The organism is Nostoc sp. CCY 9925, from assembly GCF_963920935.1.
Lineage (GTDB): Bacteria > Cyanobacteriota > Cyanobacteriia > Cyanobacteriales > Nostocaceae > Nostoc.
The window spans coordinates 1-26,515 of the sequence record NZ_CAWUDO010000100.1; the positions used below are offsets into that span (position 1 = coordinate 1).

The window sequence follows — 26,515 nt, forward strand, 5'->3', positions numbered from 1 at the left end:
CTCAGAAGGTCAAAGTTGAGCCTCAGAAGGTCAAAGTTGAGCCTCAGAAGGTCAAAGTTGAGCCTCAGAAGGTCAAAGTTGAACCTCGGAAGGTCAAAGTTGAGTTTGAGCGATCGCACTTTGTTTAACTTTGACAAAAAAATAAGGGGTGATGAATTAAGAATAATTTGCATTCATTCACGAGCTTTTTTCTAAAGCAACATCTTCTTCACCAAGATATGAAAACTCAATTCCCATCAAGTCTAGAATATTGAGTAATTCTGATGGTTCTAGCTGCATGACTTCCGCAGCTTTTTTTAAGCTAATTACTTTAGCAATTAAAGCACCGAGTAAAAACAGAAAGTTTTCTTTTTGTTCGATATTCTGAAATAATTGAATTTCAGAGGCGATCGCTTGAGTCAGTTCTTGATTCATCGGTAATTTTGTACTAATCTATTGTGGGTCAGATCCTTCTCTAATTAAACTGGAGTAGAGTAATATCTCTGACGGGTTACGCCTACACCCCCAGAACACCATTATTTTACTTGGGAACATGAATTTTGCTATGGTGAGGAGAGGCGATCGCGCAAATCTGCTAAATTTTTACGTACAGTAATAGTATTAGCATGATTAATTCCTAGCAGTGGCTCCAAAATACTTAAGGCTTGGATATACAGGGGTTCAGCTTCGCTGTATCTGCCTTGGGAGTCGTAGAGATACGCTAGGTCGTTAAGGCTGAGTGCAACATCAGGATGTTTCTCTCCTAGCAAGTGTTGTGTAAATTCCAAAGCTTTCAGGTACAAGAGTTCGGCTTCACTGTATTGTCCTTTAGATTTGTAGAGTAATGCCAAGTTATTGAGGCTAAGTGCAACATCAGGATGTTCGTCTCCTAGAAGGTGTTGCGTTAGTTCTAAAGCTTGCAGATACAAAGGTTCAGCTTCACTGTAACGTCCTTGAGAGTAGTAGAGTACTGCCAAGTTGTTGAGGCTGTTAGTAAAATCAGGATGTTCGTCTCCTAGAAGGTGTCGCGTTAATTCTAAAGCTTGCAGGTATAAAGGTTCAGCTTCGCTGTAATGTCCTTGAGAGTGGTGGAGTGCTGCCAAGTTGTTGAGACTTTGCGCTACATCAGGGTGTTCTTCTCCTAATAGGCGTTGTCTGAGTGCCAATGCTTGCAAGTAAAGCGGTTCGGCTTCGCTGTATCTTCCTTGAAAGTAGTAGAAACCAGCCAGATTGTTGAGACTTTGCGCTACATCAAGGTGTTCTTCTCCTAATAGGCGTTGCCTGAGTGCCAATGCTTGCAAGTAAAGCGGTTCGGCTTCGCTGTATCTTCCTTGGGAACGGTAAAGTTCCGCTAGATTATTGAGGCTAATGGCAAAATCAGGATGTTCCACTCCAAGTAGGCTTAGCCTGAGCGCCAATACTTTGAGGTGAAGAGGTTCAGCTTCGCTATATCTTCCTTGGTATTTGTAGAGTTCCGCTAGGTTATTAAGGCTGGTAGCAAAATCAGGATGTTCTGCTCCGAGTTGGCATTGCCACAATTTTGAAGCTTGAAGGCAAAGCGGTTCGGCCTCGCTATATCTTCCTTGGGATTTGTAAAGTAAGGCTAAGTTGTCAAGGCTTTGTGCAACATCTGTATGTTTCTCTCCCAGCAAGCGCCGCCTAAGCGCCAATGCTTCCAGATGAAAGGGTTCAGCTTTGCTATATCTTCCTTGGGAACGGTAGAGTTCTGCTAGGTTGTTGAGGCTAGTGGCGACATCTGGATGTTCTTCTCCTAAGTGCTTTTTAGTAACTTTTAAACAGTGCTTACACCAAGATGAAGCCTGGTCATATAGCCCTTTATATCTATAAAAAGTAGCATTACCAACGAATACCCAAGTTAAATCTTTATCGCTAACGTATTGAATCAGATTATTCGCTATTTCAGCTATATGAGGAATGGCGGGGGAAACAGCAGTAATTTGCTCAAGGGTCGGTGTTTCAGGAATATTTTTAGCAACTGCTACCATTACCCTGCAAAGCGATCGCTTTAATTCCTCTGCCTGTTCTAAACCTGTAAGCTTATATTGGAAAAACTCCCGCAGTAGGGGATGCAATTGGTAAACTCCCTCATCTTTGCGCTGGAGTAGATGCAAATTCAACAACTTCTCATCCCGAATTTCCTCTAACTCTTCCTCGTCTTCCTGTGGTAAACACTGTTCTACCAAATCCCAAGGTATAGGTGCGGCGGCAAATAAACTCAATAAACAGCCCAACTGCTTGTCATCGTCATTTAATTCTTGCCAACTCAACTCAAAGGCTGCTAACACACCCCGTTGTGCTGTCATATCGCCTTCTGGTTTATCCCAAGCGGGTTTTTGTTGTCGCTTTTTCTCCAACCGTCGCAACATTTCTGTTAAAAAAAGGTCTACTTTGCGCTTCAAATATCGCCCCACTAATTCCAAACCCAAAGGCAAATATCCCAACCGCTCACATAACTGATTTGCAACAGCTAATTCTTGCTCAATTCGCTGTGGTGTTTCTTTAAAAAACGACTTTAATAACTCCAGGGCTGCTTCTGGTTGCAATACATCTAGGGATAATTGCTTAATAGATGCTCCCAAGTATTGGCGCGTGGTAATCAACACTTTAAACCGGGAAGATGAGGAGGGTAAATAAGGCTTAACCTGCTGATATTCCCCAACATCGTCTAACACTAGCAGCACATTACCCTCACACCAATGCCGCCAGCAGTATTGCACTTGAGCAAGGACATCTAAACCTTCTGGTGGGTTTAAATCAAGCACAGTTCTGGCAAACTGCACAACTTGAATACCCACATCACCAGATTTTGCCAGCAACCAGCAAATTCCACCCTTGTAAGTTTCGCGGTGATTCCTGGCATATTGTAGGGCAAGTTCTGTTTTACCAACTCCACCCATCCCCGCAACAGCAGCTATAGCCACCTGTTCGTTTTCCTGCAAAAGCTGGTGGAGATTTTGCAATTCCACTTCACGTCCAACAAACTCCATCACCCCACTTAAGGGCAAATTTTGCGGTATTTCGGTAGCGAGATTTGACTTTACCTGTTCTTCTCCAGGCGAATGCAGTCAAAAAATATTAGTACCAGTGAAAATATTTCCTTGAATGACGTTTTTAATAGACTCGGCTAACTTTGTAGAATTAATGATGGTTGCTGGTTGTGAGTTGAAGTCATTTGCTAAAGCTTGGACTTTTGACGCTACTTGAGGATCGGCGTTTGCGGCTGCTTCCACGTCCCGCACCGATTGAGCAATTTCGGTATCTGCGTCTGCTGCGGCTTTCAACTCTAGTACTGCTTTGCCATAATCTAACGGCGGTTGTGTATTTTCTGGTGTCGCCTCTGCTAACAAAGGCAATTTATTTTTATTACGTAGCTGTGCGATTAATTTACCGCTTGCTTCTAACCCTGCTTCCCCAAGCTTTTCGCCAGTTTTTTCTAATGCCTTAGTTAAAACTATAGTAGCGATCGCAGTTGCAACAGCCGTTAGTGTCACAGGTTCCATAATTTTATGAATAACAACCGAAATTCCACTGAAAGCTATTCTAGCCTAGCCTTATCATCACATTTCTTGATTTTGTCTGTGTAGACACGATTTTTAATGTTAAGTTGACTTTCTTGCTTACGATGAGAATCCTTTTAGAGAAACCCTATTCATCCGGTAGAAAATATTCTTATCAGGGAAACCTAATAAATGTAAGTGTATTACTAAATTATCTGTGTCATTTACCCTTCCTGGGTTAAAACTAAAGCTTTACTAAACTCCCGTGAGGTTTTATGAAACAAATCAAAGAGAAAATTACAAATAAATTAGAGCAAGTATTTGAACAACAGTTAGTACCTCGTCTCTTACAGTGGGGAGAATACGTCGAAACCAAAATCAGGCGATATAAACATCAACAACTGAAGAGTAAGTTAAAATTTTGTGGCTCAGGTCTACGATTTAAGCGAGACGTGAGAATTGAACACCCGCAAAATGTATCTCTGGGAAATAAAGTCTACATTGGACAAGATGTCATGTTAGATGGACGTGGCGGAATTACAATTGGTGACAACACAACACTTGGATTTAATGTTGTGATTCTCTCTGCAAACCACGACTATCAAAGTAATGACTTACCTTATGAACATAACGTTTACATTCATAAACCTGTTGTTATCGGTCGCAATGTTTGGATTGGTGGAAATGTTCTAATTATTCCCGGAGTTTCCATTGGAGATGGTGCAATTGTGGCGGCTGGTACGGTTGTCACTGCTAATGTTGAATCTTTAGCAATTGTGGGAAATCAACCTATGAGAACAATTAAATACCGCGACAAAGAACATTATGAAAAACTCGCTTGTAAGCGAGAAATTCAAACCCCTATTGAAGTAATTCAACATTAAGCTGGTGAGTTGGGCATTAAAATACCCAACCTACTTGCTAAACTAGCGCTGGTGTATTCGCCAGTTTTACTTGAGGTGTCGCAATCATCCGCATTCCTGCGGGTGCGGCGAGAGTTAAACCACGACGTACGGGACGCACGGGACGTTTGTTCGTTAGGGATAATTGAAATTCTGACAAAACAGTAGCCAAGACAATTTTCATTTCATACTGAGCAAATGCCATACCAATACAGCGACGATTACCCCCACCAAATGGTAAATATTCGTATGGTGAATATTGTCTTTCTAAAAATCGTTCTGGTTTGAACTGCTTGGATTGTGGGTAAACTTCTTCGCGATGATGCGCTAAATAAATACTGGGAAGAATTAATGTACCCGGCGGTAATTTGTAGCCCATAATTTCAAGTGGGCTTTTTGTAATCCGCAAGAAAGCATTCATGGCAATTGGATAAATTCTCAATGTTTCTTGGCAAACAGCTGTTAAATAGGGCAATTTAGCAATGGTACTCAAATCTGAGCTGACACCAACAGTGTCGAGTTCTTGTAATAACTTTTCACGCACTTCAGGTAAATAATCAAGCCAGTAAAATGCCCATGTCAAAGCCGAAGCTGTAGTTTCATGTCCCGCAACTAGCAGTGTCATTAATTCGTCGTGCAATTCTTCATCTGACATCCCTTGACCATCTTCATAACGAGCAGCCATCATCAAACTCAGGATATCTTGGCGATTTTGATGAGATTCGGCGCGACGTTCCCGAAGCAGAGTATAAATAAGTTGATCGATTTTTTCTCGTTGTTGGAGAATCCAACCCCACGGACTCCAAGTACCCAAATCTTTTTGCATGAAGTTGAAAAAGAAGGCGCTGGACATTAAAGGCGAAGTAATGAAGTCTAGTAAATCGCTTAGCGATCGCCTTAATTCCTCAAACCTTTCTCCTGCTTCTAAACCAAACACAACTCGCAGAATAACACGCAAAGTGATTTCTTGCATCGACTCACGGATCTTAAAAGGCTTAGCAATTTGCCATTCGTGAGTCACTTGTCGTGTTATTTTCCGGATATCCTCGCCGTAAGCCCTCATTCTTTCGCCATGAAAAGGAGGAGCTAATAATTGCCGTTGGCGCTGGTGGCGATCGCCATCTGATAACATAAAAGAGCGATCGCCAAGTAAAAATCTTAGCCCGATATTCCCCCTGCCAACCTCAAAAGAACTCAAATCAGCTGTAAAAATCTGCTCAAGTGCTTCGGGTTTACTAAAGTACACGAGAGCATTATCTGAACGACTACTCTTAATGGTGAAAGTGTCACCATAGATTTTGGCAAAATCATCCACATATTTTACAGGCTGACTAATAAACTTAATCATCCGCAGCCAGCGCGGTATTTGAGGGCCATCAGGTAGGTTGTAAGTTGTTGTCATAGGAGTTTGTGGAATTAATAGCTTCTGAATTTCATTGTTACGAGTTTTTATGTGATTGAGAGTCACACAAAGCGGTATATTCATCATTGGGGAATAGGACATCCCTTCTCTGCGAGACGCTACGCGAACGCTCAGGGCAAGTGGGTATGGGGCATGATAAATGTGGGAGGATAGGGAAGAAATCTTTCCCCCCACACTCCCCACACTCCCCACACTCCCTCACTCCCTCATCCCCCAATTCCCCACTCCCTTTTTCTACCTAAAGCAGTGCCAAAAATCATCGCTATTCTCAACGGTAAAGGAGGAGTCGGTAAAACGACTACCGCAATCAATCTGGCTGCAAACTTTGCTAAGAAAAAAAAGGTGTTGCTGATTGATGCAGATATTCAAGGTTCTGCCAGTTGGTGGTTCGGGCGTAGTCAGCAGGGAATGGGATTTGATTTATCTCAAGAAACAGATCCGACACTTTTAGGTGATTTAACAAAAATAAAAGGTTACGATTTAGTAGTGGTGGATACGCCTCCCGCGCTGCGCTCTGAAGCATTAGTAGCGGTAGTTGCGATCGCAGATTATCTAGTTTTGCCTACACCCCCGTCTGCAATGGATTTAGCTGTCCTCGTGGAAACAGTCAAGGAAGCCGTTATCCCCCTGGGAACCCCCCATCGGGTATTGCTCACTAAAGTCGATACGCGCAGTCTCGGGGAAGCGCTAGAAGCAAAAAAAACTCTCACTCGGCTAGGTATTCCTGCTTTTGATACCCTCATCCGCGCCTATAAAGCTCACGAACGAGCCGCGCTTGAAGGTGTCGCAATTACTCAATGGCGCGGAGGAAATGCACGGGAAGCGGAGATAGATTATCGCCGCGCAGCTGATGAATTACAGCGTGATTGGAGAAAATAATGGCTAAGAAACAAAGTCTATCGGATTTACTACAACAAGAGGCACAAAAATTTACATCCTCAGAAGATGAATCTGCGATCGAAGTTTCCGCAGAAGAAATTGCCCAAGAAGAGGCTGCAACTGATGAAGAATCTTCGCCACAGACGCCCGAACCAACTACTACTAGGCGCACAAATCCCACTAAAGCTGATTTAGAAGCAACTGTCAAAGAGTTGACAACTAATTTAGAAAAAAGTCATCAAAAAGAAGCGGCTTTAGCACAGGAAATTATTGATTTAAAATCAAACTTATCTCGACAAAAAACACTAGCATCTGAACAAAAAATTATATCAGAACAGCTAACAAAAGAACTTGACGAAACAAAAAAAACAGCACTACAACTTGCAGAAGCAAATTCCAAACTCATAGAAGAAATTAATGCTTTAAAACAAGTAGCAGAAACTAACTCTCAAATTGTTGCCAAACAAACTAGTGCTATAAAACCAGTAAAAGAAGCCTACAATCCACTAAATTATAAAAAATCACATCGTTCATCTGAAAAACTAGCAGAAAAACAAACAGCAACAAATGATGATTTTGCAGACAACACTTGGCTGTATGACTAGCATCGCTAGAGGTAGTTAAAAATTGAAAAACACCTCTTGCAAAACTAGTTTTGCAAGAGGGGGAAAAGTTGCGCTTCTTGTTGTTAACTAAACTGCTCGCCTGCGTCTAAGTTAAACAGCATTTGTAGAGTTTGCATACAACGCCGCCTGGCTTCAACATCTTGCTGCGATCGCAATTGCACCATCGGGTCATGTAAAATTTTATTAACAATGCCTCGTGTTAAAGCTTCGATCACCTCTTGATGTTTTTCTGCGAATTCCGAACCCAATCTAGACAAAGCTTTTTCTAATTCTTGTTCCCGAATGGTTTCGACTTTATTTCGCAGACAGCTAATAGTAGTCACAGTTTCTAAACTACGCCACCAAACATCAAAAGCTTCCACCTCTTCTTCTAAAAGTCGCTCTGCTTCCTGTGCAATTCTCCGACGACTTTCGTAGTTTTGCGCCACTACAGCCTTCAAATCATCGACATTAAAGGCCTGCACATTTACCAGTTCATTCACGTCTGCATGAACGTTGCGCGGCACAGAAATATCAAATAACATCAGAGAACGCTGAGCTTCTAACACCATTTCCAATTTGGCACGGTCAAGTATCGGTTCTGTGGCTGAAGTACTTGTAAATACCAAATCACTATCGGCAATTACTCTCATCATTTCCGATAAGCTGTGAATTTGAATCGGTTGTTCGGAGAACTGCTTTGCTAATTCTTGGGCACGTTCGCGAGAGCGATTGACAATGCTGATTTGCACAGCACCTTTAGAAATCAGGTGTTGTACTAGCAACCGTGACATTTTTCCAGCACCCAAAATCACCACTCGGCAAGCAGCTAAATTTGCTACTTTCATTTGTGCTAATTCCACAGCTGCCGAACTGATAGAGACAGCGCCAGTACCAATACTAGTTTCAGTGCGAACTCGCTTGCCAGCTGTTAGCGCTTGTTTAAATAATCGATTCAAAATGGTTTTTATACCGTTATATTGCTGTCCCAATTTGTGAGTGGTCTTTACCTGAGCTAGAATTTGACCTTCTCCAAGTACCAGACTATCTAAACCGCCTGCTACCCTCATCACATGCATGACTGCATCATCATGCAACAACATAAACAAGTGTTGGCGCAGAGAAGTCACAGGTAATTTGCTGTGTTCTGCCAGAAATTGAGTTACTTCTCGGATACCTTGGTCTGTTTCGCTGGTAACAATGTAAATTTCCAGGCGGTTACAAGTGCTAAGAATTGCAACTTCGTCAATATGGGGATAACTGCTAAGATGAGCGATCGCACTTTCAATTTGTGGTTCTGGAATGCTCAGTTTTTCCCGGACTTCTACTGGGGCTGTTTTATGGCTTAACCCCACCACTGCTATATTCATTTGCTAAATCGTAGTTACTAGTTGGTAGTTGATAATTAGGCATTGAAGAGTAGGGAATGGGGAATTGCAGGTTGTTGCTTGGAAAAATTACCAAGCAACAAACAAAATATCGATCGCTAACTACTAACTACTAACTACTCTATGGTTGAAGCATTTGTGTGAATATGTTTCAGTTTCCATGCTTCGCCCTTAGTATTACTATTCCCCATTCCCCAAGAATTTAGTACAGTTGGAGAGTCTTCGGTTCACCAAACATGTGGATTGTATCAACAAATCGAGCAGTTTTCGACTGGTTAGAAATTACCAAGCTTTGAGTTCTTGCTCCACCCTTGAAGAAACGTACACCTTGCATGAGATTACCACTGGTAATTCCGCTAGCAGCGAACAGAACAGTTTCACCAGATGCGAGTTCGTGAGCATCATAGACCTTATCGGGGTCATTGATATTCATAGACTTCAAGCGATCGAGGTTGGCTTGTTTACTTTCTCCAATCAGACCTGTTTTTACTATTTCTGGATCGTAGATCAGTTGGCCTTGGAAGTGTCCACCCAAAGCCCGCATTGCAGCTGCGGAAATTACACCTTCAGGAGCAGCACCGATACCCATCAGTCCGTGGATATTGGTTCCAGCAAAACCGCAGGATATTGCTGCACCCACATCACCATCAGAAATCAGTTGCACTCTCGCTCCAGCCTCACGGATTTCTTTAATTAAATCATTGTGGCGATCGCGCTTCATGACCACGATTACAAGTTCTTCAATAGAGCGCTCTAAACACTCAGCGAGAATCTTGAGGTTTTCCGTTGCTGACTTGTTGATGTCTACCTTTCCCTTCGCTGCGGGGGGTGCTGCTAATTTCTTCATGTAAAAGTCAGGAGCAGCAAATAATCCACCCTTTTCAGAAATTGCCAACACAGCCATTGAACCCGGTTGTCCGTATGCTACCAAGTTCGTACCTTCACAGGGGTCAACAGCGATGTCAATTTCAATAAGTTCATCAGGGTTACAGAGAGCTTCGGCATTTGGTTGGGTACAGATACCTACTTCTTCTCCAATGTAAAGCATAGGCGCATCATCGCGTTCGCCTTCCCCAATTACAATGCGACCACGCATGTAGATTTTATTCATCCGTTCCCGCATGGCTTCCACTGCTACTTGGTCAGCAGTGTTCTTTTCACCTTTGCCCATCCACTTGGCGGATGCGATCGCTGCTTGCTCTACTACCTCAATAATCTCTAACCCAAGTGTATTTTCCACAGAGTCTGCCCTCTCAACTGCTTGAATTTGCGTTACTTTATCTGGCTATTTCAGTCTTTAAGTCTACCAAAGGGCGGTTACCAAATTTCCATTACAAATGTTAACGAAGTCTCAACTTCCAAATTATTGACACTAGTGTCAATAATTTTTAGAGATCCTCACCTTCATTTTAGCCTTGTACTTATGAGTATTAATACTTCAAATCCTTGTTGTAGTGTTAATCTGTGTTGATCGTAAGTCAAAGGGTTTGAGATCCCTCTGTTACAAAGTCTATACGTAGTCCCAGTTTCAGTCGGGTGAAGAGTCCCTTTGTGAAAATGTCTTGAATTTTGAATTTTGAATTGTTAACTATGGTTTTAAATATTTAGAAATATAACGGTGTAACTTGGGATAATTCATATCAACCCATAAAAGCATCAAGAGGTGAATCGTGTTTATCGACTACATCACACTCATGTTAATCAACATGGTAGCTGGCTTATTTATACTGGCTGACTATGTATATCGTGGGATAGATAGCTCACATCAGAAACAGTGGATTCCAGGATTTGGGATTACAGGTGCGATCGCCTTAACAACAGGTTTACACATGAGCTTCACCTGGCCAGTTGTTGGTAGCTTTAACATTGCCTTCGGTGAAACAAGTGTTTTATTTGGCATTTTGTTTGTTGCAGCGGCGATTGCCCTGTCTGTAGGTTGGGATTTATTCACAATCGCAGTTTACGGTTTTTTTGCTGGTTTAGTGGCGATCGTGATTGGTATCCGCATCATCAACTTGAATATGACAAAACAACCGTTTGTGTCAGGAATCGGTTTTATCTTAACAGGATTAGGTGGTATATTTGCTGCCCCGACTCTCTATTGGAAAACCAACCGAACTTGGCGGCTAATTGGTGTTGCCGTTTTAATAGTAGCCGCTTTAATTTGGGCATTGACTGGATATTTGGCTTACTGGAATCATTTAGAAAGTTTCCAAAAGTGGGTTCCAGCACCAATGCGGTAAGTAATGCCAGCAATGATCTAGGCTAGAAACATAGTTAAAACCTTGCTTAAAAAATATGCTGGACTTTCTTAATCCTCTTTTGAATCGCCATCCAGACCGAGTTAAAGCCAACGTCGAAATTTACACATGGCAAACTTGTCCTTTCTGCATTCGTGCCAAGATGTTGCTGTGGTGGAAAGGTGTCAACTTTACCGAATATAAAATCGACGGCGACGAAGCAGCCAGAGCAAAAATGGCAGAACGCGCTAACGGACGCCGCACCGTACCACAAATTTTTATCAATAATCAACACATTGGTGGTTGCGACGATCTTTATCAGCTAGATACACAAAATCAACTCGATACTCTGTTAGCCCAAGCTGCTATTTAAGCTAATGGGCTGATACCAATTCATTAAAAGTTTGAAACAGATCCAAATCTAGAAACCCTTGTTTTACAAGGATTTCTTAATTTTGAATTTTGAATTGGTATGAGATGGGTCATGGGGAGGCAAAAGGGAGATTAACTCTAAACTCCTAACTCTTAACTTCTAACTTCAGCACTCCCAACGCCCCATGCCCAAATCTGTTAGATTGTAAAAATTTAAAATTTTTATATGACTCAGAGGATGCTTAATAAATATGGAGATTATCTTATACATCAACAATGGATGAGTCGTGCTCTAGAGTTAGCACAAGCAGCAGGTGAAGCAGGTGAAATTCCCGTAGGTGCTGTTATCATCAATTCAACTGGTAACTTAGTTGCGGAGGGAGAGAACAGAAAAGAGCGCGACAAAGACCCCACGGCTCATGCGGAAATTATTGCTCTCAAAAGAGCCGCCACAACTTTACAAAATTGGCATTTGAATGAGTGTACTCTGTACGTAACTCTGGAGCCTTGCCCAATGTGTGCAGGTGCGATCGTCCAAGCGCGTCTAGGACTACTTGTATATGGGGTGGACGATACAAAAACTGGCGCAATTCGTACAGTTATTAACATACCCGATAGTCGTGCTTCTAATCACCACTTGCAGGTAATCGGAGGCATTCTAGAATCAGCTTGTCGTCAACAATTACAGGCTTGGTTTACAACTAAGCGACCTAAGAGAAAATAACAGACAGAGGTAAAACTGTCCATCTAACACGACACAAGTCACGCAAGAGAATCTACGGTGTAACTAATCAGGCTTTTCGTTAAATTTTATCCGTCAATCAGCTGTCTCCATCATGATGGAATTTTACTCTTTATTCGATACTTTCCAGCACACACCAGCAAATACTCAAGCGGATGGTACAACCTCAAGGGTTTCTCCTTGGTTAAGCCCTCTAGCGTATCTATTCGGTCGTCACTGCCTATTACCATTCTTCTTTGGGCGAATTAGAATAACCGGACAAAAAAATATCCCCACAACTGGGCCTGTTATCTTTGCTCCTACCCATAGGGCACGTTGGGATGGATTGCTAGTACCCTACGCTGTTGCTGATTGTATGACAGCAAAAGACCTGCGGTTCATGGTCACTATCGATGAATGCCAAGGATTGCAAGGCTGGTTTGTTCGGCGTTTGGGCGGTTTTCCTGTAAATACTCGACAGCCGTCAATTCGCAGTCTGCGACATGGAGTTGAGCTGCTTAAACAGCGAAAAGCCGTGGTGATTTTTCCAGAAGGTAACATATACCGTCATGCTCAAGCCCCTTTGAAGCCGGGAATTGCACGTCTGGCTTTGAGTGCTGAATCTAGTGATGCCGCGCTGGGAGTGAAAATTATACCTATAAGCATTAATTACGGCCAACCATACCCTTATTGGGGTACAGACGTGACAATTCACATTGGCTGTCCAATGAGAGTAAAGGATTACATACGTGGCTCCATAAAACAAGATGCTAAAAGTCTCACAGCTGATTTAGCAAAGGCACTCCAACAATTAAGTCATCAAGAAACAGAAATTAGCAATCACACATTTGCAGAAATTACTAATTCTTGATCCTGTCAAGGGTCTTAAGACAGGTAATCACGGAAAAATCTCAGGACTAAGCAATTAGCCCTTTCCAAATTTGGCGCTAATTACTAACTGCTACATCTAGCGTGCATCAACCACAAAAAAATTAGTAGCATTTTCCAAGCTTTTGAGAACGTATATCTATAGATTAGCCTCTATTGACAGAATATTCAGCCAATTTGGCAGTTTTTGAGCAAATAACTAATTATTGACTACAAAATACAGAATTGCTCAGTGATGGAGATTATACAGGGCTAATGGGAACTCTATTCAAGCAATTTTTAGTCTAAATCTGAGAAACTTAGTTATGTGGCTTGGCTTTGCTCAAGACCAAAACAGAGTTAAGATACCGAAAGTATCCATAACTTTTCTATATAGTTGTTGCACTAATTGACCCCATGAACACTGCTGCCGCTGTTACCTTGATGCACCGTGCTTTTTTATCAGTCTTAGCAGTCCTCAGCTTGCTATCACCTGTAAATGCTCAGGTACCACAGTTACCAGGCACTACAAGCCAACCACAACCCATTGATCCCAACGCTCCCAATAACCTCCGTCCGGTAACTCAAAATAACAGCCTTTTGAGCATTGAAGGGGGCGATCGCTTAATGAAAGATGCAGAACAAGCCGTTTCTGCTCAAAACTACACCTTAGCTGCCAAGAAACTCCAAGAAGCACGTCAGGTTTTTAATCAACTATCTAATTTTTATCAAGACTTAAACTCTAGTTTTTCAGGAATTGATAATAGAGTTTCCGATTCTCAACGTCAAAAGGCTTTATTAACAGCCCAAAAACGAGATGAAGCTACCTTTCAACTAGCATTGGTACATCGGGCACAAAATCAGCCAGAATTAGCGGTGCCATTGTTGGTTCAAATAATTAAGAGTCAAAACCCAACGCGGGATTTAGGTAAGAAAGCCTATAAACAGTTGTTTGAATTGGGTTTTGTTGATTCTCCCTACCCCAGAGAAAGTAGTGGTTCATCTTCCTCATCTCAAAAATAACTCAATTACAAACCTGACTGGAAAATGGGGTATGGGGCATGTGGCGTTGGTTATCAATTCTTATTCCTCACTCCCTCATCTCCGTCATTTTCCTCATTCCCTACCGGGCTAGTATAAAGCTAAGTTGGTAGGAATTGAAGCCATTGAGCAAGAATAATTCTAGCTTCTAAATTCTTATCTGTATACTGCATTAATCACAATATCTTTGATAGTCAAGTAAATAATTAATAAGGATAATAAAAATTGTTGAATCTGAAGAATTGGATCTAAACGCCAACCTTGAAAAAATAATATTCCACCGCATAATAACAAGACAATTGGCGTAAATATCACTTGGATAATGTAAAGACTTAAAGACCAACCTCTAAGTCTGGTTCCACGTTGGACTAGCCAAGCCAATGTTAAAAGAAAGTAGACAATTGACAAAAGCAAATAAATAATTCCAATTAAACCAACTAGATTTAATCCAAAGTTAACTTGAGCTAAAGTGAGCATTTATTTAGTAATCCTGGTTAATTACAAGCCAAAATATTAAACTTATTGCTAATGGAATAAAGGAAAAATAAAAAAACAAAAGGCACTCATCAATAAGTCTATCGTGTAGGCTGTTTGCCTATAATGGTAAGTTGGTGGTAGGTGATGTTTTCCTAACAGAATATAGAAACACAAAAGTTTTTTTGATAAGAATTGTTGGGTTAAGCGCCCGCGAAACCCAACCGAGAATTCTTGCCCATTTTCTCAGAACCTTTATCTTTTATAACCAGGAGGTATATTACGCTGCGTCAGGTTATCAACTTGGAGTTGTTGTCGTCCGTTGGTGATTATTCGCAACATTTCTTTAAGATCCTGCTCGATATTTTCTAGGACGCCATCGGCATATGCATCAGCACCATCTTCAATTTCTTGAGCGTGAGCGATCGCTGTTTGTCGCATTTGCTCTAACTCTTGCTGACAAGCATATCGCTTGCGCTCAATTTCAGTCAGGGTTTCCTGCATTATTGCCTCACACTCTTGTTGGGCTTGTCGCCGCATTTGTTCAGCTTCTTGTTTGGCCTGTTGAATAATATCGCTTTCAGCTAAAATTTGCGCTTTTTTTGCTTGGGCGGCTTCAACTATTTGCTGCCCATATTCTTCTGCTTCCAGGAGAATTTCCTCCTTTTGTTCCAGAATTGCTGCCGCTTCTTGAAAATGTGTTGGCAAAGCAAGCCGGATGTAGTCAAGCTGATCTAGCAGCTTTTCTTCATCGATGAGTGTGCGTCCTGTCAGGGGAATCCGGAGACTAGAGAGAACCATTTCCTCTAGGCGGTTGAGTTCCTCCTGAATATCTATGCTTCCCTCTCCGCCGACATACTCTTGAGGGGGGGGGTTACTTCCGTTGAGATTGGGTTCAACATTGGGGAGTTGTGATTGTAGCATTGGTATATATCTAGGGCAATGTGTGGGGGAACGAGATGATCGATAGAGCCACCAAACCTTGCAATCTCTTTTACCACACTACTACTTAAAAAACTATACTCATTTGAGGTTGCCAGAAAAACTGTTTCTATTTGGGTAGAAAGAGTTTTATTTGTGTGAGCCATTTGCAGTTCCACTTCAAAATCTGACACAGCCCGCAAGCCCCGCAGCAAAACTTGTGCATGTCGCATTTGAGCATAATTGACAGTCAGACCGTCAAAGCTGTCTACTTCTACATTAAGTAGATGTTGTGTAGAAAGACGGATCTGATCTAGCCGTTGCTGAACACTAAAAAGTGGCATTTTATTGGGGTTCCGCAATACAGCGACAATTACGCGTTCAAACAGCCGACTGCCGCGCTGGATGAGGTCTAGGTGTCCCAAGGTAATGGGGTCAAAGCTGCCAGGATAAATCGCAATCACAATGATATATCAAACTTAATTTAGGTGATTATATTGAAACTCTATTGTGTAACTTACTCAAATCTATCATCTTGCACTTTGAGGAAGAATGCTAAAGTCAATTGTTCCGGTGACACAAGTTATGCTCAACTAAGCGTTAGGAACTAGACTCCTAAATATGGATGCTGGATTTCTACCTATGTCTTCACAATGTTGTAGAGGATTCAAGGTTAGTCTGGTATTCCAGACGTAAGAAACTCCGTACTTAGCAAAGTGCGCGGGTAGTTAACGAACTCTTCTAGGTAATTTTTCATGGCACTGGATTTTTCCACCTTGCCCTTGGCGTTTCAATTTACTTCCCCAGGACCGATTCTGGTGAGAATAGGGCCATTGACTATCCGCTGGTATGGCTTGTTGATTGCCACAGCAGTGTTAATTGGCGTCGTCCTTTCCCAATATTTGGCAAAACGCCGTCATGTTAATCCGGAGTTGCTCAGCGATTTGTTCTTTTGGCTGCTAATCGGTGCAATTCCTGGGGCACGGCTGTATTACGTTTTGTTTGAATGGTCAAAATATGCCTCAACTCCAGAAAAAATCTTTGCTATCTGGGAAGGAGGTATTGCTATTCACGGAGCAATTATTGGTGGAGTTTTGGCAGCATTAATTTTTGCCAAACTCAAGCAGGTTTCTTTCTGGCAACTAGCGGATTTAGTAGCGCCTTCCCTGATTTTAGGGCAAGCGATCGGACGTTGGGGCAATTTTTTCAACTCGGAAGCTTTTGGCGATCCGACTGATTTACCTTGGAAGCTATATATTCCACCAGAACGTCGTCCCGTAGAGTATCTTAATTTTGATTACTTTCATCCCACCTTCCTCTACGAATCTCTGTGGGATTTAATGGTGTTTGCGCTGCTAATAACGTTGTTTTTCCGCTCTTTATCTGGCAAGCCACGCCTGAAAGTAGGCACGCTGTTTCTAGTTTACTGGCCAGCTTACAGCTTAGGACGCCTGTGGATTGAAGGATTTCGCACTGATAGCTTGATGTTGGGCCCTTTGCGGATGGCACAAGTAGTGAGTTGCCTAGGAATTCTATTGGGATTATTTGGGTTAGCTTGGCTTTACTTACTCAAACGCCCTTTGCCTGATGTGATTCCTAGTCCTAAGGGAAATGGCGAGATCAGGGGATGAGACACTGGCGACTAGGGAAGAGTTTTCCTAACCCGATGCCGTATGCCCAAAAATAAAAAATGCCCCAGAGTTTTCTCTAGGGCTTAACCAGGGTGCATCTACCATTACTCTCTACTAGGGAAAGAGGGTAAATCCGGAAAGATACTGAGAAAATAACAAAAAAATTTTTTGAGGGTTTGCTGTGTGTGCTTCTCAAGGTGAATATACAGAAAATTTGAGTGATAAAAGAACACTATATGCTATAGAACCATCAGTGTACATTGTCGGAGCAGGCCCCGGAGATCCCGATCTCTTAACGGTGAAGGCGCAGAAATTATTGGCTGTGGCTGATGTGATTTTATTTGCTGATTCTTTAGTGCCAGAACAAATTTTAGAAATTTGCCGAAAAGATGCCGAGATCATTAAAACTGCAAATCAAACTTTAGAAGAGATTATGGCGATTATGCTAGAAAAGGTGCGATCGCAACACAAATCTCTAGTCCGTCTCCATTCCGGCGATCCCAGTCTCTACAGCGCTATCCACGAGCAAATGCACTTGCTAGCAGAGGCAAACATTCCTTTTGAAGTCATACCCGGTATCAGCGCTTTTCAAGCTGCTGCTGCCAAACTGAAAACAGAATTGACTGTACCTGGTTTAGTGCAAACCATCATCCTAACACGTATCAGTGGACGTACAGAAGTCCCCGCTGCCGAAGAATTAACTTCTCTAGCAGCACATCAAGCGAGCCTTTGCTTATACTTGAGTGCGCGTCATATCGAAAATGCCCAAGCCAAGCTACTCGAACATTACCCAGCCGAAACCTCAGTCGCAATCTGCTTTCGCATTGGATGGCCGGATGAAAAAATTAGGGTTGTACCTCTCAATCAAATGGCAGACTGTACTCATCAAGAAAAACTAATTCGCACCACACTTTATATAATCAGTCCAGCACTGTCGTCAGCAACAGGGCGATCGCGTTTATATCATCCTGAACATAGTCATCTATTTCGTTCATCTAATTAATCAAGCTTGGGCATGGGCCATGCTTCATGCCCAATTCCCCGCTCTCTCTCATTCCCTCTGCGGTTCGATAAACTTAACAGTGTAATAAATTCAAAATTCCAATTCGTTACTATGCCATTAATTAAAGTCCAAACTTCTGCATCTGCTCCTCAAAAAGCTGAAATTGAGTCAATGCTTTTGAGTTTATCAGGTAAGTTATCAAAACATTTGGGAAAACCCGAATCATATGTGATGACGGCTTTTGAACCAGGAATCCCTATGACTTTTGCAGGTAATACAGACCCGGTTTGTTACATTGAAATTAAGAGTGTTGGTACGATGAAGCCAGACCAAACTAAAGCGATGAGTGAAGATTTTTGTCAGCAGATTAACCAAACGTTGGGTGTGGCTAAAAATCGAATTTATATAGAATTTGCAGATGCCAAAGGTGCAATGTGGGGCTGGAACGGCAGTACTTTTGGTTAAGACGAAATCCATCTGGCAGGTGTAGGATAGAGATTCAGCATCAACTCGTGATTTTTTATGTCTGCTACGCCTCTTGTATCTCAGGTTGACTCACACAACCCAGTCAAATCAGCATTACTTCCTCCCCTACTTGGTGCAACCGTCGCGGAGTTAACTGCTTGGGTGCAACAACAGGGACAACCTGCTTACAGAGGAAAGCAACTACATGAATGGATATATCACAAAGGAGTGCGATCGCTCTGTGATATTTCTGTCTTCCCTAAGCAATGGCGTGCAGAAGTAGCAGAAATTCCCATTGGACGCTCAACTTTACACTACCGATCTGTGGCACCCGATGGTACGGTGAAATATCTTTTACGATTAGCAGACGGGCAAATTATTGAAACTGTTGGTATCCCCACCTTGGGAGAAAGAGGAGACGGTCCAAAATCCCGTCTGACAGTTTGTGTTTCTACTCAGGTAGGTTGCCCAATGGCGTGTGATTTCTGCGCTACTGGTAAAGGGGGCTACAAGCGCAATTTAGCACGTCATGAAATCGTCGATCAGGTGTTGACTGTGCAAGAAGATTTTCAGCAAAGGGTTAGCAATGTCGTGTTTATGGGATTGGGTGAACCGTTGTTGAATACTGAAAATGTCCTAGCGGCTTTGAAATCTCTGAATCAAGATGTCGGTATAGGAGCACGATCGCTAACTGTTTCTACAGTTGGTATTCGCGATCGCATCCGTCAGTTAGCGCAACACCATTTGCAAATAACTCTCGCTGTTAGCCTCCATGCACCCAACCAAGCACTACGGGAAAAGCTCGTCCCCAGCGCCCGCGCTTACCCTCTAGAAGATTTGCTAACTGAATGTCGTGACTATGTGGAAATCACTGGACGCCGTGTAACTTTTGAATATATTCTCCTTGCTGGTGTCAATGATTTGCCAGAACACGCATTAGAACTGTCGAAACGTCTGCGGGGATTTCAAAATCATGTGAATTTGATCCCTTACAATCCTATCGAAGAAGTAGACTACAAACGTCCCAGCCGCGATCGTATTCAAGCATTTCTCAATGTCCTCAAGGAACAACAAATTGCTGTCAGCGTCCGTTACTCCCGTGGTTTGGAAGCTGATGCTGCTTGTGGACAACTCAGGGCCAGTAAATAAAGTTTATACCAAAAAAATGATTGCAATCGATGGATTCACTAAACCCAAATTCATCAACCCTATTCTCAATCCAAAATTTAAAATCGTTCGACTGAGCGGCTTGTGCTGAGCGGAGTCGTTGGCGCAGCCTCTCGTAGAGAAGCAAGCCGAAGTCTAAAATCCAAAATGGTATCACGAGTTATTAATTAACTTTGAGATCAATCATAAGTATCCAGTTGGATATGATATTAACTATTTGGAGATGTCCCCTGCTGGTATTGCATGGCTTTGGCATAATCGCCCAAGGCGTAGCAAGCAACTCTTAGGCTGGCAAGAGCTTGTTCTTCACTGCGCCGATCTTTGAGTGTTCTAGCTAAAACTAAACGTTCTTCATAATATGTAATTGCTTTGTGATGATCCCCCAAAGCTTCACAAGCAACTCCCAAACTCCCTAGAGACTGTTCCTCGCTACGCTTGTCTTGAATTTCTTTGGCTAATTGTAAGCGTTCCTCATAATACTTAATGGCTTTGGTATAATCACTTAAGGCATAACAAGCATTACCTAAATTCTTTAGCACTTGAGAAGCACTGCGAACATTTTTTAAGGAGCGTGCCAATATTACACATTGCTCATAGTAGGCGATCGCTTTTGGATAATTGTCTAAAGCATACCAAGCATTACCCAAATTTTTGAGTACCTGTTCTTCACCCCAATTATCTTTGAGTTCGCGCACAATTTCTAGGCTTTGCTGCTGATACTCAATAGCTTGTGTAAAGTTACCTAAAGCTTTATATACCAATCCCAAATTATTTAGTGCTGCTACTTGACTGCGTTTGTCTTGCAGCTGCTGGGTTATTTTTAAACACTTTTCTAGATATTCAATTGCCTTGTTATGGTCGTTTAGGTGGCGGTACGCATTGCCCAAATGCGAAAGTGCTTGCATCTGCAATGGTAAATCTGAAGCCTCCTCGCTTAAAGACATACACTGTTGAGAGTAAGAGATAGCACTCTTGTAATCTCCTGCGGTGTAAGTTACCAATCCTAAAAAAGAAAGTACCTGCGCCTGTTTTTGTAAATCCTTAGCTGCTTGAAAGAGTACCAAGGATTGTTGTAACGACTTCATGGCTGCTATTAATTCACCAGCTTGCTGTTGTTGAATACCTTGTCGTAGCAGTTGAGATGCCTCGGGTAAATGTTCGTCAATTTCCTGTGGTAGTGGTATTTCTGCTTGTGAACCAGAGTCAAATTCATGGGTAATTGTATTGCGCTTCACTGATTTTAGGTTTGTTATGGGTAATTTCAGGGGGACTGTATTTTTCGATCTATGATTCCATCCGTCTTTAAACATCAACCCCTTCCTGTCTAGTCTGGCGGTAAGCCTAGTGTTCCCAAAACCAGAATGTATCTTTCATGAAGCTGGGTTACCACAGCGTGTATACCAAATACGTTTGATATGGCTGGCATTGAATAGCCTTATTAACGATAGCAGCGGTAAGAATTAATTTATGAAGCGATCGCCGCTTGACTTTCCACTGATGAACAAAGATAAATATACTTATCACTCACTTAGCTGACAAGCAATTTTCAAACTTAAATAGCCTAAACTAACAGACTGGAGTTCGGCAACAAGCTTTTTGATATTTATGCACTTTTTAATTAATAATCTTTACCTATTTAGTGGGATTTTTGTATTCCAAACTTGTTCAAATTCTCCCTTTGTAATTTCAAAGTCGCGTATATCATCTTCACCTATTCGTTGATCGGATAACATTCCGTAATCATCAGTAAAATGGCTACTATCATAAAATAAGACGTTGCCATTTTCATAAACTTCTATTTGTCTGACTACATGCAAATTATTACCAATTTCCATAAAGTAGGTGCTAGTACCCCAAGTGTCAAAGTCACCTCCAAGGGATTCATCCCAGAACCATTTGCAATATTTTTTTGCTTTTACTAAACGAGACATAATTAGTTTACTCCTTTGAGGAATTTCTGCTTTCAAGCTACTCTAGCAAAACGGAGCCTTTGCCAAGTTTAGGCAAGTATATCTTTCAAACTCAAAAATGAAAATTTTTTTGCTAGATAATCTAGTGCTAGAACTTTTAGCGGATAAATTTGAGTTTCTAGCTCTTAATAGCTCATCCGTCAATTTATACTTCTGTTTTAAGAGCCTGTTGCTGGGGCAAGCATTCATCGCAATAATATTATTGTACTCTACTATTATCAATATCTGTGCTGTAGGCATGGGAGAGGATCTCTCGCACCTCCATTAAAATTTTGCCTAGCATGTTTTTACCACTACCATCAGCACCACAGCCCCAGTAAAAATCGATGGGCGAATTTTCAACAATTTCTTCATCGCCTGTGGAAAGTAAGATATCCCTGATATCTGTATGAGTTTGAAATTTACGTAGCACTGCTTGGCGCATAATGTCGTCTTTAACTTGTTCCCAGTCTTGACGTAAAGAACGGGTTCTTTCACGCCCCATCCTTGCAGCATCTTTAGGCATTTTAACCAAGCGGATTTGTTCTGCATGGGGTGTACCGAAAAACTTTTGTGCTTGAAAGTAGTGTTCGCTAGTCGGCCAATACAATTCATCTAACTTGAAGCCGTGGGCGGAAAAGTTAGAGAAACAACCATATTGTTCACGAGTACTGTAAAAGTAGATTGTCATAGAAGTTAGTAATATTTAAGTCTGAATAAATAGTAATAGTTATCACCATTATATTGCTAAATGATGATATAATTATACAGCATACTAAGAAATTATTTATTAAAAATTAACATTTTTGCATTTTTTAATTAGTTTTATAAAACAGAAGATTGATTTTCTGATGCTTCAATAAATGCTTCAAACTCACGATTAGGTGACCATTGAATAGCACCATCTCGTCCTGTGAAAAATAATTTAGTTTGACTTTGATTCAGTTCAGATAAAGTTTTTTCATCAAAGTTTGCAGCAGAAGCGATCGCCACTTTTGGTTGCAGAGCAAGAACTAAATTTTTCAAAGACTGAGGGGCACACCACAACACTTGTGGGCGAGGTAAACTCCCATTTTTAACTAATTGTTGTACCTCTTGAGACTTTATATTACCTACTAATAACCAGTTTTGATCTAAAATTTGCAATTGTAAAATAGGTAATTCCTCATTAATTAATTGTGCAACTATCGAACCAGTTTGCACAGCTTGACCCACTGCTAAAGGTTGGTAAGATCCTTGATGCTTTTGTAGTTGCTCTTGAATTGCCTGAATTGCAATAGAATTTTCTGGTTTTGGGGAATATTCGTAAAAGTTTTTGATTGGTAAACGTTGGATTAATTCTAACCAAGAATTACTTTCATTGCCTTGAAAATCGGTGGCGATCGCCCAATTAATTTGATTGACACCCTGCTGTTGTAAAAATGGTAGAACAGTGAAGCGTCCTGTACCTTCATCACCACTATTAATCAAAGTTACTGTTCCTTTGTCTTGAACAACTATAATTGGTTCCGTACCAGACTCTAAAATAGTTATCCTAAATAATGTATTCGCAGAATGCCAAAGCGGGATGATTACTAAACTAACCGCAATTACACCAGCAAACCACCACCGCCGCTGCCACCAAGCTACTAGCCAAACTAAGATAATTAGTCCATAAATTGCTAGCAATTGCCAACTAGATATGCTACCAACAGCAACAGAGTTTCCAGGTAAATTGCTAAAAAACTCTACGAGTTTAATTAGCCAATCTGTGGGGTAATGTAACAACCCAGCCGAAAAGCTTCCTGCCTCAGTCCAAATTAATGCTGCTATAGCACTGATGATGCCACCTATACTAATAATGGAAATTAATGGGGTACTAAGAACATTCAGCAATAAACTGTAAGTTGGTACAACTCCAAAGACAAAAAGTTGCACAGGTAAAGTCCAAATAGTAGCAGCTAAGGGAACAGCAATCAAAGAAGCGATCGCAGGTGGTAACCAACCTAAACGGTCAATAATTGGCGGTACTGTTACAACTAATCCGAGTGTTGCCAAAAAACTCAGTTGAAAACCTAAATCCCATATCCATAGCGGATTAAATAGTAATAAGAGTGTTGCTGCTAATAACAGCGAACCTAACTGTTTTACCTTTCTTTTTAATAACAGACCAATTAATGCTGCAAAACCCATAATTACAGCTCTGAGAACCGCAGGTTGAAAACCTGTTAAACTTAAGAAAATGATTAAAGCCAAAAACCCAAGCGTAAATTGCATTCCTTTTTTTGTACGCTTTGTTAACTGTAATATCACACTCAAAATCAACGAAGTTTGAAATCCAGAAGCCGCTAAAGCATGAGCTAATCCGGCTTGTACGAACAAATCGCGGATACCGTAGGGTAAATCCACAGCTTTGCTACCTAAAACCATTGCACTGACAAGAGAACCTTCTGGAATACCTAAACTACGAACTTGCGATCGGACAATTCGCTCCCGAATTTGCCACCAGCCCCATTTACGTTCTTGTTCCAAAATATTGATTTGTCGCCCAATCAAACCAGCAAATGTTCCTTCTTGCTTGAGAAACTTTTGAAAGTCGAAACTACCAGGATTGGAAGCCGCCTTTGGTTTGTATAAAATCCCAGTCACAGCGATTTGTTGACTAGGGTATAACCCAGTAGCTTGAAGAATGGGGACTGTTACATATAGTTTGCCTGTCACTCCTTTTGGGACACCTGCTGAGCCTTTCTCATTTTTGACCTCATCTATTTGAGTCGCTTCGAGCCAAAATTGTCCCCGCTGACTGCGAGTTAAGCGGGGATTACTCGCCACTTCGCCCCGAACAATCACGAGTTGTTCTTGATTATTAGTATTTCCAGGCGGAACGAACTGACTGATATCTTTTGCACCTGGTTGCGGTACTCGCCATTGAAAATAAAAAGTTGCCAACAATCCCACCAAGCCAGCAGCTAGCCATATTCGAGCATGGGGAATAGTTTGCCAGGTGTTAAGCACTGTCTTGGTTTTGCCTCCAGGCTTGTCTGGTTTCTGAGCAAGTTTCCGTGAGATGACATAGCGTCTTCTAAAAAAAATTGCTCCCACTATCCCCAAAATCAAAATCCACGCACCACCCCAAGGAATTGCTGTAAACAACAACCCGATAATGTAGCCAAGACAAATAATTACGCCACTAGTTTGAATCATAAAGTTTTTTGTAAAAGCACCTAGCAAACAGAAATTTACTGCTAATTATCAAAAATATGGCAACGTATCAATTTCCGCGTTTCTGCGTCATCATCTCTAGCTGTCTTTGAGAGAACTACTACTAAGAGCAGTAAAGAAAAATCTTCATGCTTCTGGTGAAGTATAGTTCATTGGGTTTATACAAACAAAGCCCGCTTCAGCAGGCTTCAAAATTTCAAAGTCTTTCTCTGGCTATCTACGGCTTTGTGTAAGGCAAACAAATATTTTTAGCAAGAGACTCTATGAACACAGTTCAGAACGAAGGAATGAAAATATCTCTTTCCCAGTTCCCAGTTCCTAGCGATACACTGCGCTGGTCGTTCGCTTTTAGCGTCTCGTAGAGAAGAGAAGTGTGCCCAGTCCCTATTTTCAAGGCAGGTCTAATTTTTAGCTTAGTTAAAGCACGGACTTTAATCTTGATTATCTTAAGCTCTTGAGATAATCATGCTTTACCACAAAATAATCAGAAACTTCTCTGGAAGTCAGCAGTATCACTCGTGTTCCGAGCCGAATTGATTGTAATAAAGCATTCATACTGCAATAAGAATCGCTAGCCTTCCTATAAACACATCCAAGGCTCATACCAGGAATCCGAAAGTAGTCACCGATTTCTAGTTGTTCAAAAGTGGTCATAGTGTTCAAGTTAACAAACCTCACAAACAGAGAGCAGATAAGGTGGAAAAGCCTTATCTTTCTCATTTTCCTTTCTAGTGTTATAGCCTGCAAACACTACTAATCTGCTGTTTTCTTCAACAATGGAAAACCTAACTTTTCCCTTTGCTCAACATATAAATGAGCAACCTTACGTGCTAAATGACGAATCCTAGCAATGTAACGAGTTCTCTCCGTCACCGAAATTACACCTCTAGCATCCAGCAAATTGAACGTGTGGGAACACTTCATCACATAATCCAAGCTTGGCAAAACCAATCCTCGCTCTGTCAATTGCGTGGCTTCTTGCTCATACAAGTTAAACAGTGTCAGCAGTAACTCCGGATTCGACGCTTCAAAGTTATAGGTACTTTGTTCAATTTCATTTTGTAGAAAAACGTCTCCATAAGTAATGTTATCCGTCCACTGAATTTTTGTAATTGCTTCCACTTGCTGGAGATATATCGTCAAACGCTCTAACCCATATGTAATCTCAATTGACACAGGGCGGCAATCGATTCCACCACACTGTTGGAAGTAAGTAAATTGAGTAATTTCCATTCCATCTAACCAGACTTCCCACCCAGTCCCCCAAGCTCCTACTGTCGCATCTTCCCAGTTATCTTCCACAAACCGAACATCATGTTCTTCTGGACGAATACCTAAAGCCCTTAATGAATCAAGATAAATCTCCTGAATATTGTCTGGCGAAGGCTTAATGAGGACTTGGTACTGATAATAGTGTTGAAAGCGGTTTGGATTTTCGCCATAGCGTCCATCTGTCGGACGACGACACGGCTCAACATAGGCAACAGCCCACGGTTCCGGTCCCAATGCTCTTAAAAATGTTTGGGGATTTTTAGTACCTGCCCCCTTCTCGATATCGTAAGGCTGAGCGATCAAGCATCCGCGATCGGCCCAGAACTGATGCAACAAAGCTATTACCGACTGAAAATTCACGCTCTATCCTTCCTTAGTCAGCAGATTGCATAAACTATTGTTGCTTACAACCCTCCACTGTGGGCAGTTTCAGGGGGTTGAAAAAAAATTGCAAAAGTTTTTTGCAAAAAGAGTTGACACTCTTAATAGTGTTAGTT

The 26,515-nt window shown here is 41.6% G+C and carries 27 protein-coding genes; 12 read left to right on the forward strand and 15 right to left on the reverse strand.

What is annotated here, in order from left to right; genetic code table 11:
* Positions 1-177 precede the first annotated feature (177 nt).
* The 3 genes from ACM0OY_RS32325 to ACM0OY_RS32335 form a co-directional block, all read right to left on the reverse strand.
* A complete protein-coding gene (locus tag ACM0OY_RS32325) occupies positions 178-414 on the reverse strand; it encodes a hypothetical protein (protein WP_414572855.1) in 237 nt (78 codons plus the stop codon).
* A gap of 128 nt (positions 415-542) precedes the next feature.
* Positions 543-2,987 (reverse strand): tetratricopeptide repeat protein, encoded by a 2,445-nt coding sequence (locus ACM0OY_RS32330; protein WP_414572856.1) that lies wholly within the window; start codon positions 2,985-2,987, stop codon positions 543-545.
* A gap of 78 nt (positions 2,988-3,065) precedes the next feature.
* A complete protein-coding gene (locus ACM0OY_RS32335) occupies positions 3,066-3,500 on the reverse strand; it encodes a hypothetical protein (RefSeq protein ID WP_414572857.1) in 435 nt (144 codons plus the stop codon).
* A 272-nt stretch (positions 3,501-3,772) separates the two neighbouring features.
* Between ACM0OY_RS32335 and ACM0OY_RS32340 the strand changes: the two genes are divergently transcribed.
* A complete protein-coding gene (locus ACM0OY_RS32340) occupies positions 3,773-4,381 on the forward strand; it encodes an acyltransferase (RefSeq protein WP_414572858.1) in 609 nt (202 codons plus the stop codon).
* 37 nt (positions 4,382-4,418) lie between these two features.
* On the opposite strand, the gene ACM0OY_RS32345 is transcribed toward ACM0OY_RS32340, so the two are convergent.
* Positions 4,419-5,801 carry a cytochrome P450 gene (locus ACM0OY_RS32345; protein ID WP_414572859.1) on the reverse strand — a complete coding sequence of 461 codons (1,383 nt, stop codon included), beginning with the start codon at positions 5,799-5,801 and terminating at the stop codon, positions 4,419-4,421.
* A gap of 267 nt (positions 5,802-6,068) precedes the next feature.
* On the opposite strand from ACM0OY_RS32345, the gene ACM0OY_RS32350 reads away from it, so the two are divergent.
* A complete protein-coding gene (locus ACM0OY_RS32350; RefSeq protein WP_096537204.1) occupies positions 6,069-6,701 on the forward strand; it encodes a ParA family protein in 633 nt (210 codons plus the stop codon).
* A complete protein-coding gene (locus ACM0OY_RS32355; RefSeq protein WP_414572860.1) occupies positions 6,701-7,306 on the forward strand; it encodes a hypothetical protein in 606 nt (201 codons plus the stop codon). Before ACM0OY_RS32350 ends, ACM0OY_RS32355 begins: the two co-directional genes overlap by 1 nt.
* An 83-nt stretch (positions 7,307-7,389) precedes the next feature.
* On the opposite strand, the gene ACM0OY_RS32360 is transcribed toward ACM0OY_RS32355, so the two are convergent.
* The gene (locus ACM0OY_RS32360; protein ID WP_414572861.1) at positions 7,390-8,676 is read right to left on the reverse strand and encodes a glutamyl-tRNA reductase; all 1,287 of its coding nucleotides are present in this window, start codon (positions 8,674-8,676) and stop codon (positions 7,390-7,392) included.
* A 220-nt stretch (positions 8,677-8,896) separates the two neighbouring features.
* Positions 8,897-9,934, reverse strand: a complete 1,038-nt coding sequence (glpX, locus tag ACM0OY_RS32365; protein ID WP_414572862.1) for a class II fructose-bisphosphatase — start codon at positions 9,932-9,934, stop codon at positions 8,897-8,899.
* A 430-nt stretch (positions 9,935-10,364) separates the two neighbouring features.
* On the opposite strand from glpX, the gene ACM0OY_RS32370 reads away from it, so the two are divergent.
* The 5 genes from ACM0OY_RS32370 to ACM0OY_RS32390 all read left to right on the forward strand — a co-directional run bounded on the left by ACM0OY_RS32370 (position 10,365) and on the right by ACM0OY_RS32390 (position 13,917).
* The gene (locus tag ACM0OY_RS32370) at positions 10,365-10,937 is read left to right on the forward strand and encodes a DUF981 family protein (protein WP_414572863.1); all 573 of its coding nucleotides are present in this window, start codon (positions 10,365-10,367) and stop codon (positions 10,935-10,937) included.
* 55 nt (positions 10,938-10,992) lie between these two features.
* The gene (grxC, locus tag ACM0OY_RS32375; protein WP_414572864.1) at positions 10,993-11,307 is read left to right on the forward strand and encodes a glutaredoxin 3; all 315 of its coding nucleotides are present in this window, start codon (positions 10,993-10,995) and stop codon (positions 11,305-11,307) included.
* Between the two features lie 237 nt (positions 11,308-11,544).
* Complete coding sequence (gene tadA / locus ACM0OY_RS32380) at positions 11,545-12,030, forward strand: tRNA adenosine(34) deaminase TadA (protein WP_414572879.1); 486 nt, start codon at positions 11,545-11,547, stop codon at positions 12,028-12,030.
* A 112-nt stretch (positions 12,031-12,142) separates the two neighbouring features.
* Entirely contained in the window at positions 12,143-12,898 is a 756-nt protein-coding gene (locus ACM0OY_RS32385; RefSeq protein WP_414572865.1) for a lysophospholipid acyltransferase family protein, read from the forward strand.
* A gap of 413 nt (positions 12,899-13,311) precedes the next feature.
* Entirely contained in the window at positions 13,312-13,917 is a 606-nt protein-coding gene (locus tag ACM0OY_RS32390; RefSeq protein ID WP_414572866.1) for a hypothetical protein, read from the forward strand.
* A gap of 174 nt (positions 13,918-14,091) precedes the next feature.
* Here the strand turns inward: ACM0OY_RS32390 and ACM0OY_RS32395 are convergent, their stop codons facing one another.
* The 3 genes from ACM0OY_RS32395 to coaD all read right to left on the reverse strand — a co-directional run bounded on the left by ACM0OY_RS32395 (position 14,092) and on the right by coaD (position 15,794).
* On the reverse strand, positions 14,092-14,412 hold the full coding sequence (locus tag ACM0OY_RS32395; protein WP_414572867.1) for a Ycf66 family protein: 321 nt from the start codon (positions 14,410-14,412) through the stop codon (positions 14,092-14,094).
* A 252-nt stretch (positions 14,413-14,664) separates the two neighbouring features.
* The gene (locus ACM0OY_RS32400) at positions 14,665-15,333 is read right to left on the reverse strand and encodes a DivIVA domain-containing protein (RefSeq protein WP_414572868.1); all 669 of its coding nucleotides are present in this window, start codon (positions 15,331-15,333) and stop codon (positions 14,665-14,667) included.
* On the reverse strand, positions 15,243-15,794 hold the full coding sequence (gene coaD / locus ACM0OY_RS32405) for a pantetheine-phosphate adenylyltransferase (protein WP_414572869.1): 552 nt from the start codon (positions 15,792-15,794) through the stop codon (positions 15,243-15,245). Before coaD ends, ACM0OY_RS32400 begins: the two co-directional genes overlap by 91 nt.
* A 291-nt stretch (positions 15,795-16,085) precedes the next feature.
* On the opposite strand from coaD, the gene lgt reads away from it, so the two are divergent.
* The 4 genes from lgt to rlmN all read left to right on the forward strand — a co-directional run bounded on the left by lgt (position 16,086) and on the right by rlmN (position 19,578).
* Positions 16,086-16,961 (forward strand): prolipoprotein diacylglyceryl transferase, encoded by an 876-nt coding sequence (lgt, locus tag ACM0OY_RS32410; protein ID WP_414572870.1) that lies wholly within the window; start codon positions 16,086-16,088, stop codon positions 16,959-16,961.
* Positions 16,962-17,175: 214 nt separating this feature from the next.
* On the forward strand, positions 17,176-17,964 hold the full coding sequence (gene cobM / locus ACM0OY_RS32415; RefSeq protein ID WP_414572880.1) for a precorrin-4 C(11)-methyltransferase: 789 nt from the start codon (positions 17,176-17,178) through the stop codon (positions 17,962-17,964).
* Positions 17,965-18,075: 111 nt separating this feature from the next.
* Positions 18,076-18,429, forward strand: a complete 354-nt coding sequence (locus ACM0OY_RS32420) for a phenylpyruvate tautomerase MIF-related protein (protein ID WP_414572871.1) — start codon at positions 18,076-18,078, stop codon at positions 18,427-18,429.
* A 57-nt stretch (positions 18,430-18,486) separates the two neighbouring features.
* Positions 18,487-19,578 carry a 23S rRNA (adenine(2503)-C(2))-methyltransferase RlmN gene (gene rlmN, locus ACM0OY_RS32425; protein WP_414572872.1) on the forward strand — a complete coding sequence of 364 codons (1,092 nt, stop codon included), beginning with the start codon at positions 18,487-18,489 and terminating at the stop codon, positions 19,576-19,578.
* A 227-nt stretch (positions 19,579-19,805) separates the two neighbouring features.
* Here the strand turns inward: rlmN and ACM0OY_RS32430 are convergent, their stop codons facing one another.
* The 6 genes from ACM0OY_RS32430 to glyQ form a co-directional block, all read right to left on the reverse strand.
* Positions 19,806-20,906, reverse strand: a complete 1,101-nt coding sequence (locus ACM0OY_RS32430; protein ID WP_414572873.1) for a tetratricopeptide repeat protein — start codon at positions 20,904-20,906, stop codon at positions 19,806-19,808.
* A gap of 318 nt (positions 20,907-21,224) precedes the next feature.
* Positions 21,225-21,527 (reverse strand): hypothetical protein, encoded by a 303-nt coding sequence (locus tag ACM0OY_RS32435; RefSeq protein WP_414572874.1) that lies wholly within the window; start codon positions 21,525-21,527, stop codon positions 21,225-21,227.
* Positions 21,528-21,765: 238 nt separating this feature from the next.
* Entirely contained in the window at positions 21,766-22,236 is a 471-nt protein-coding gene (locus tag ACM0OY_RS32440) for an NADAR family protein (protein WP_414572875.1), read from the reverse strand.
* 134 nt (positions 22,237-22,370) lie between these two features.
* Positions 22,371-24,728, reverse strand: coding sequence for a ComEC/Rec2 family competence protein (locus ACM0OY_RS32445; protein WP_414572876.1), 2,358 nt, complete (start codon positions 24,726-24,728; stop codon positions 22,371-22,373).
* A gap of 459 nt (positions 24,729-25,187) precedes the next feature.
* On the reverse strand, positions 25,188-25,400 hold the full coding sequence (locus ACM0OY_RS32450; protein ID WP_414572877.1) for a hypothetical protein: 213 nt from the start codon (positions 25,398-25,400) through the stop codon (positions 25,188-25,190).
* A gap of 99 nt (positions 25,401-25,499) precedes the next feature.
* Positions 25,500-26,378, reverse strand: a complete 879-nt coding sequence (gene glyQ, locus ACM0OY_RS32455; RefSeq protein ID WP_414572878.1) for a glycine--tRNA ligase subunit alpha — start codon at positions 26,376-26,378, stop codon at positions 25,500-25,502.
* Positions 26,379-26,515 lie beyond the last annotated feature (137 nt).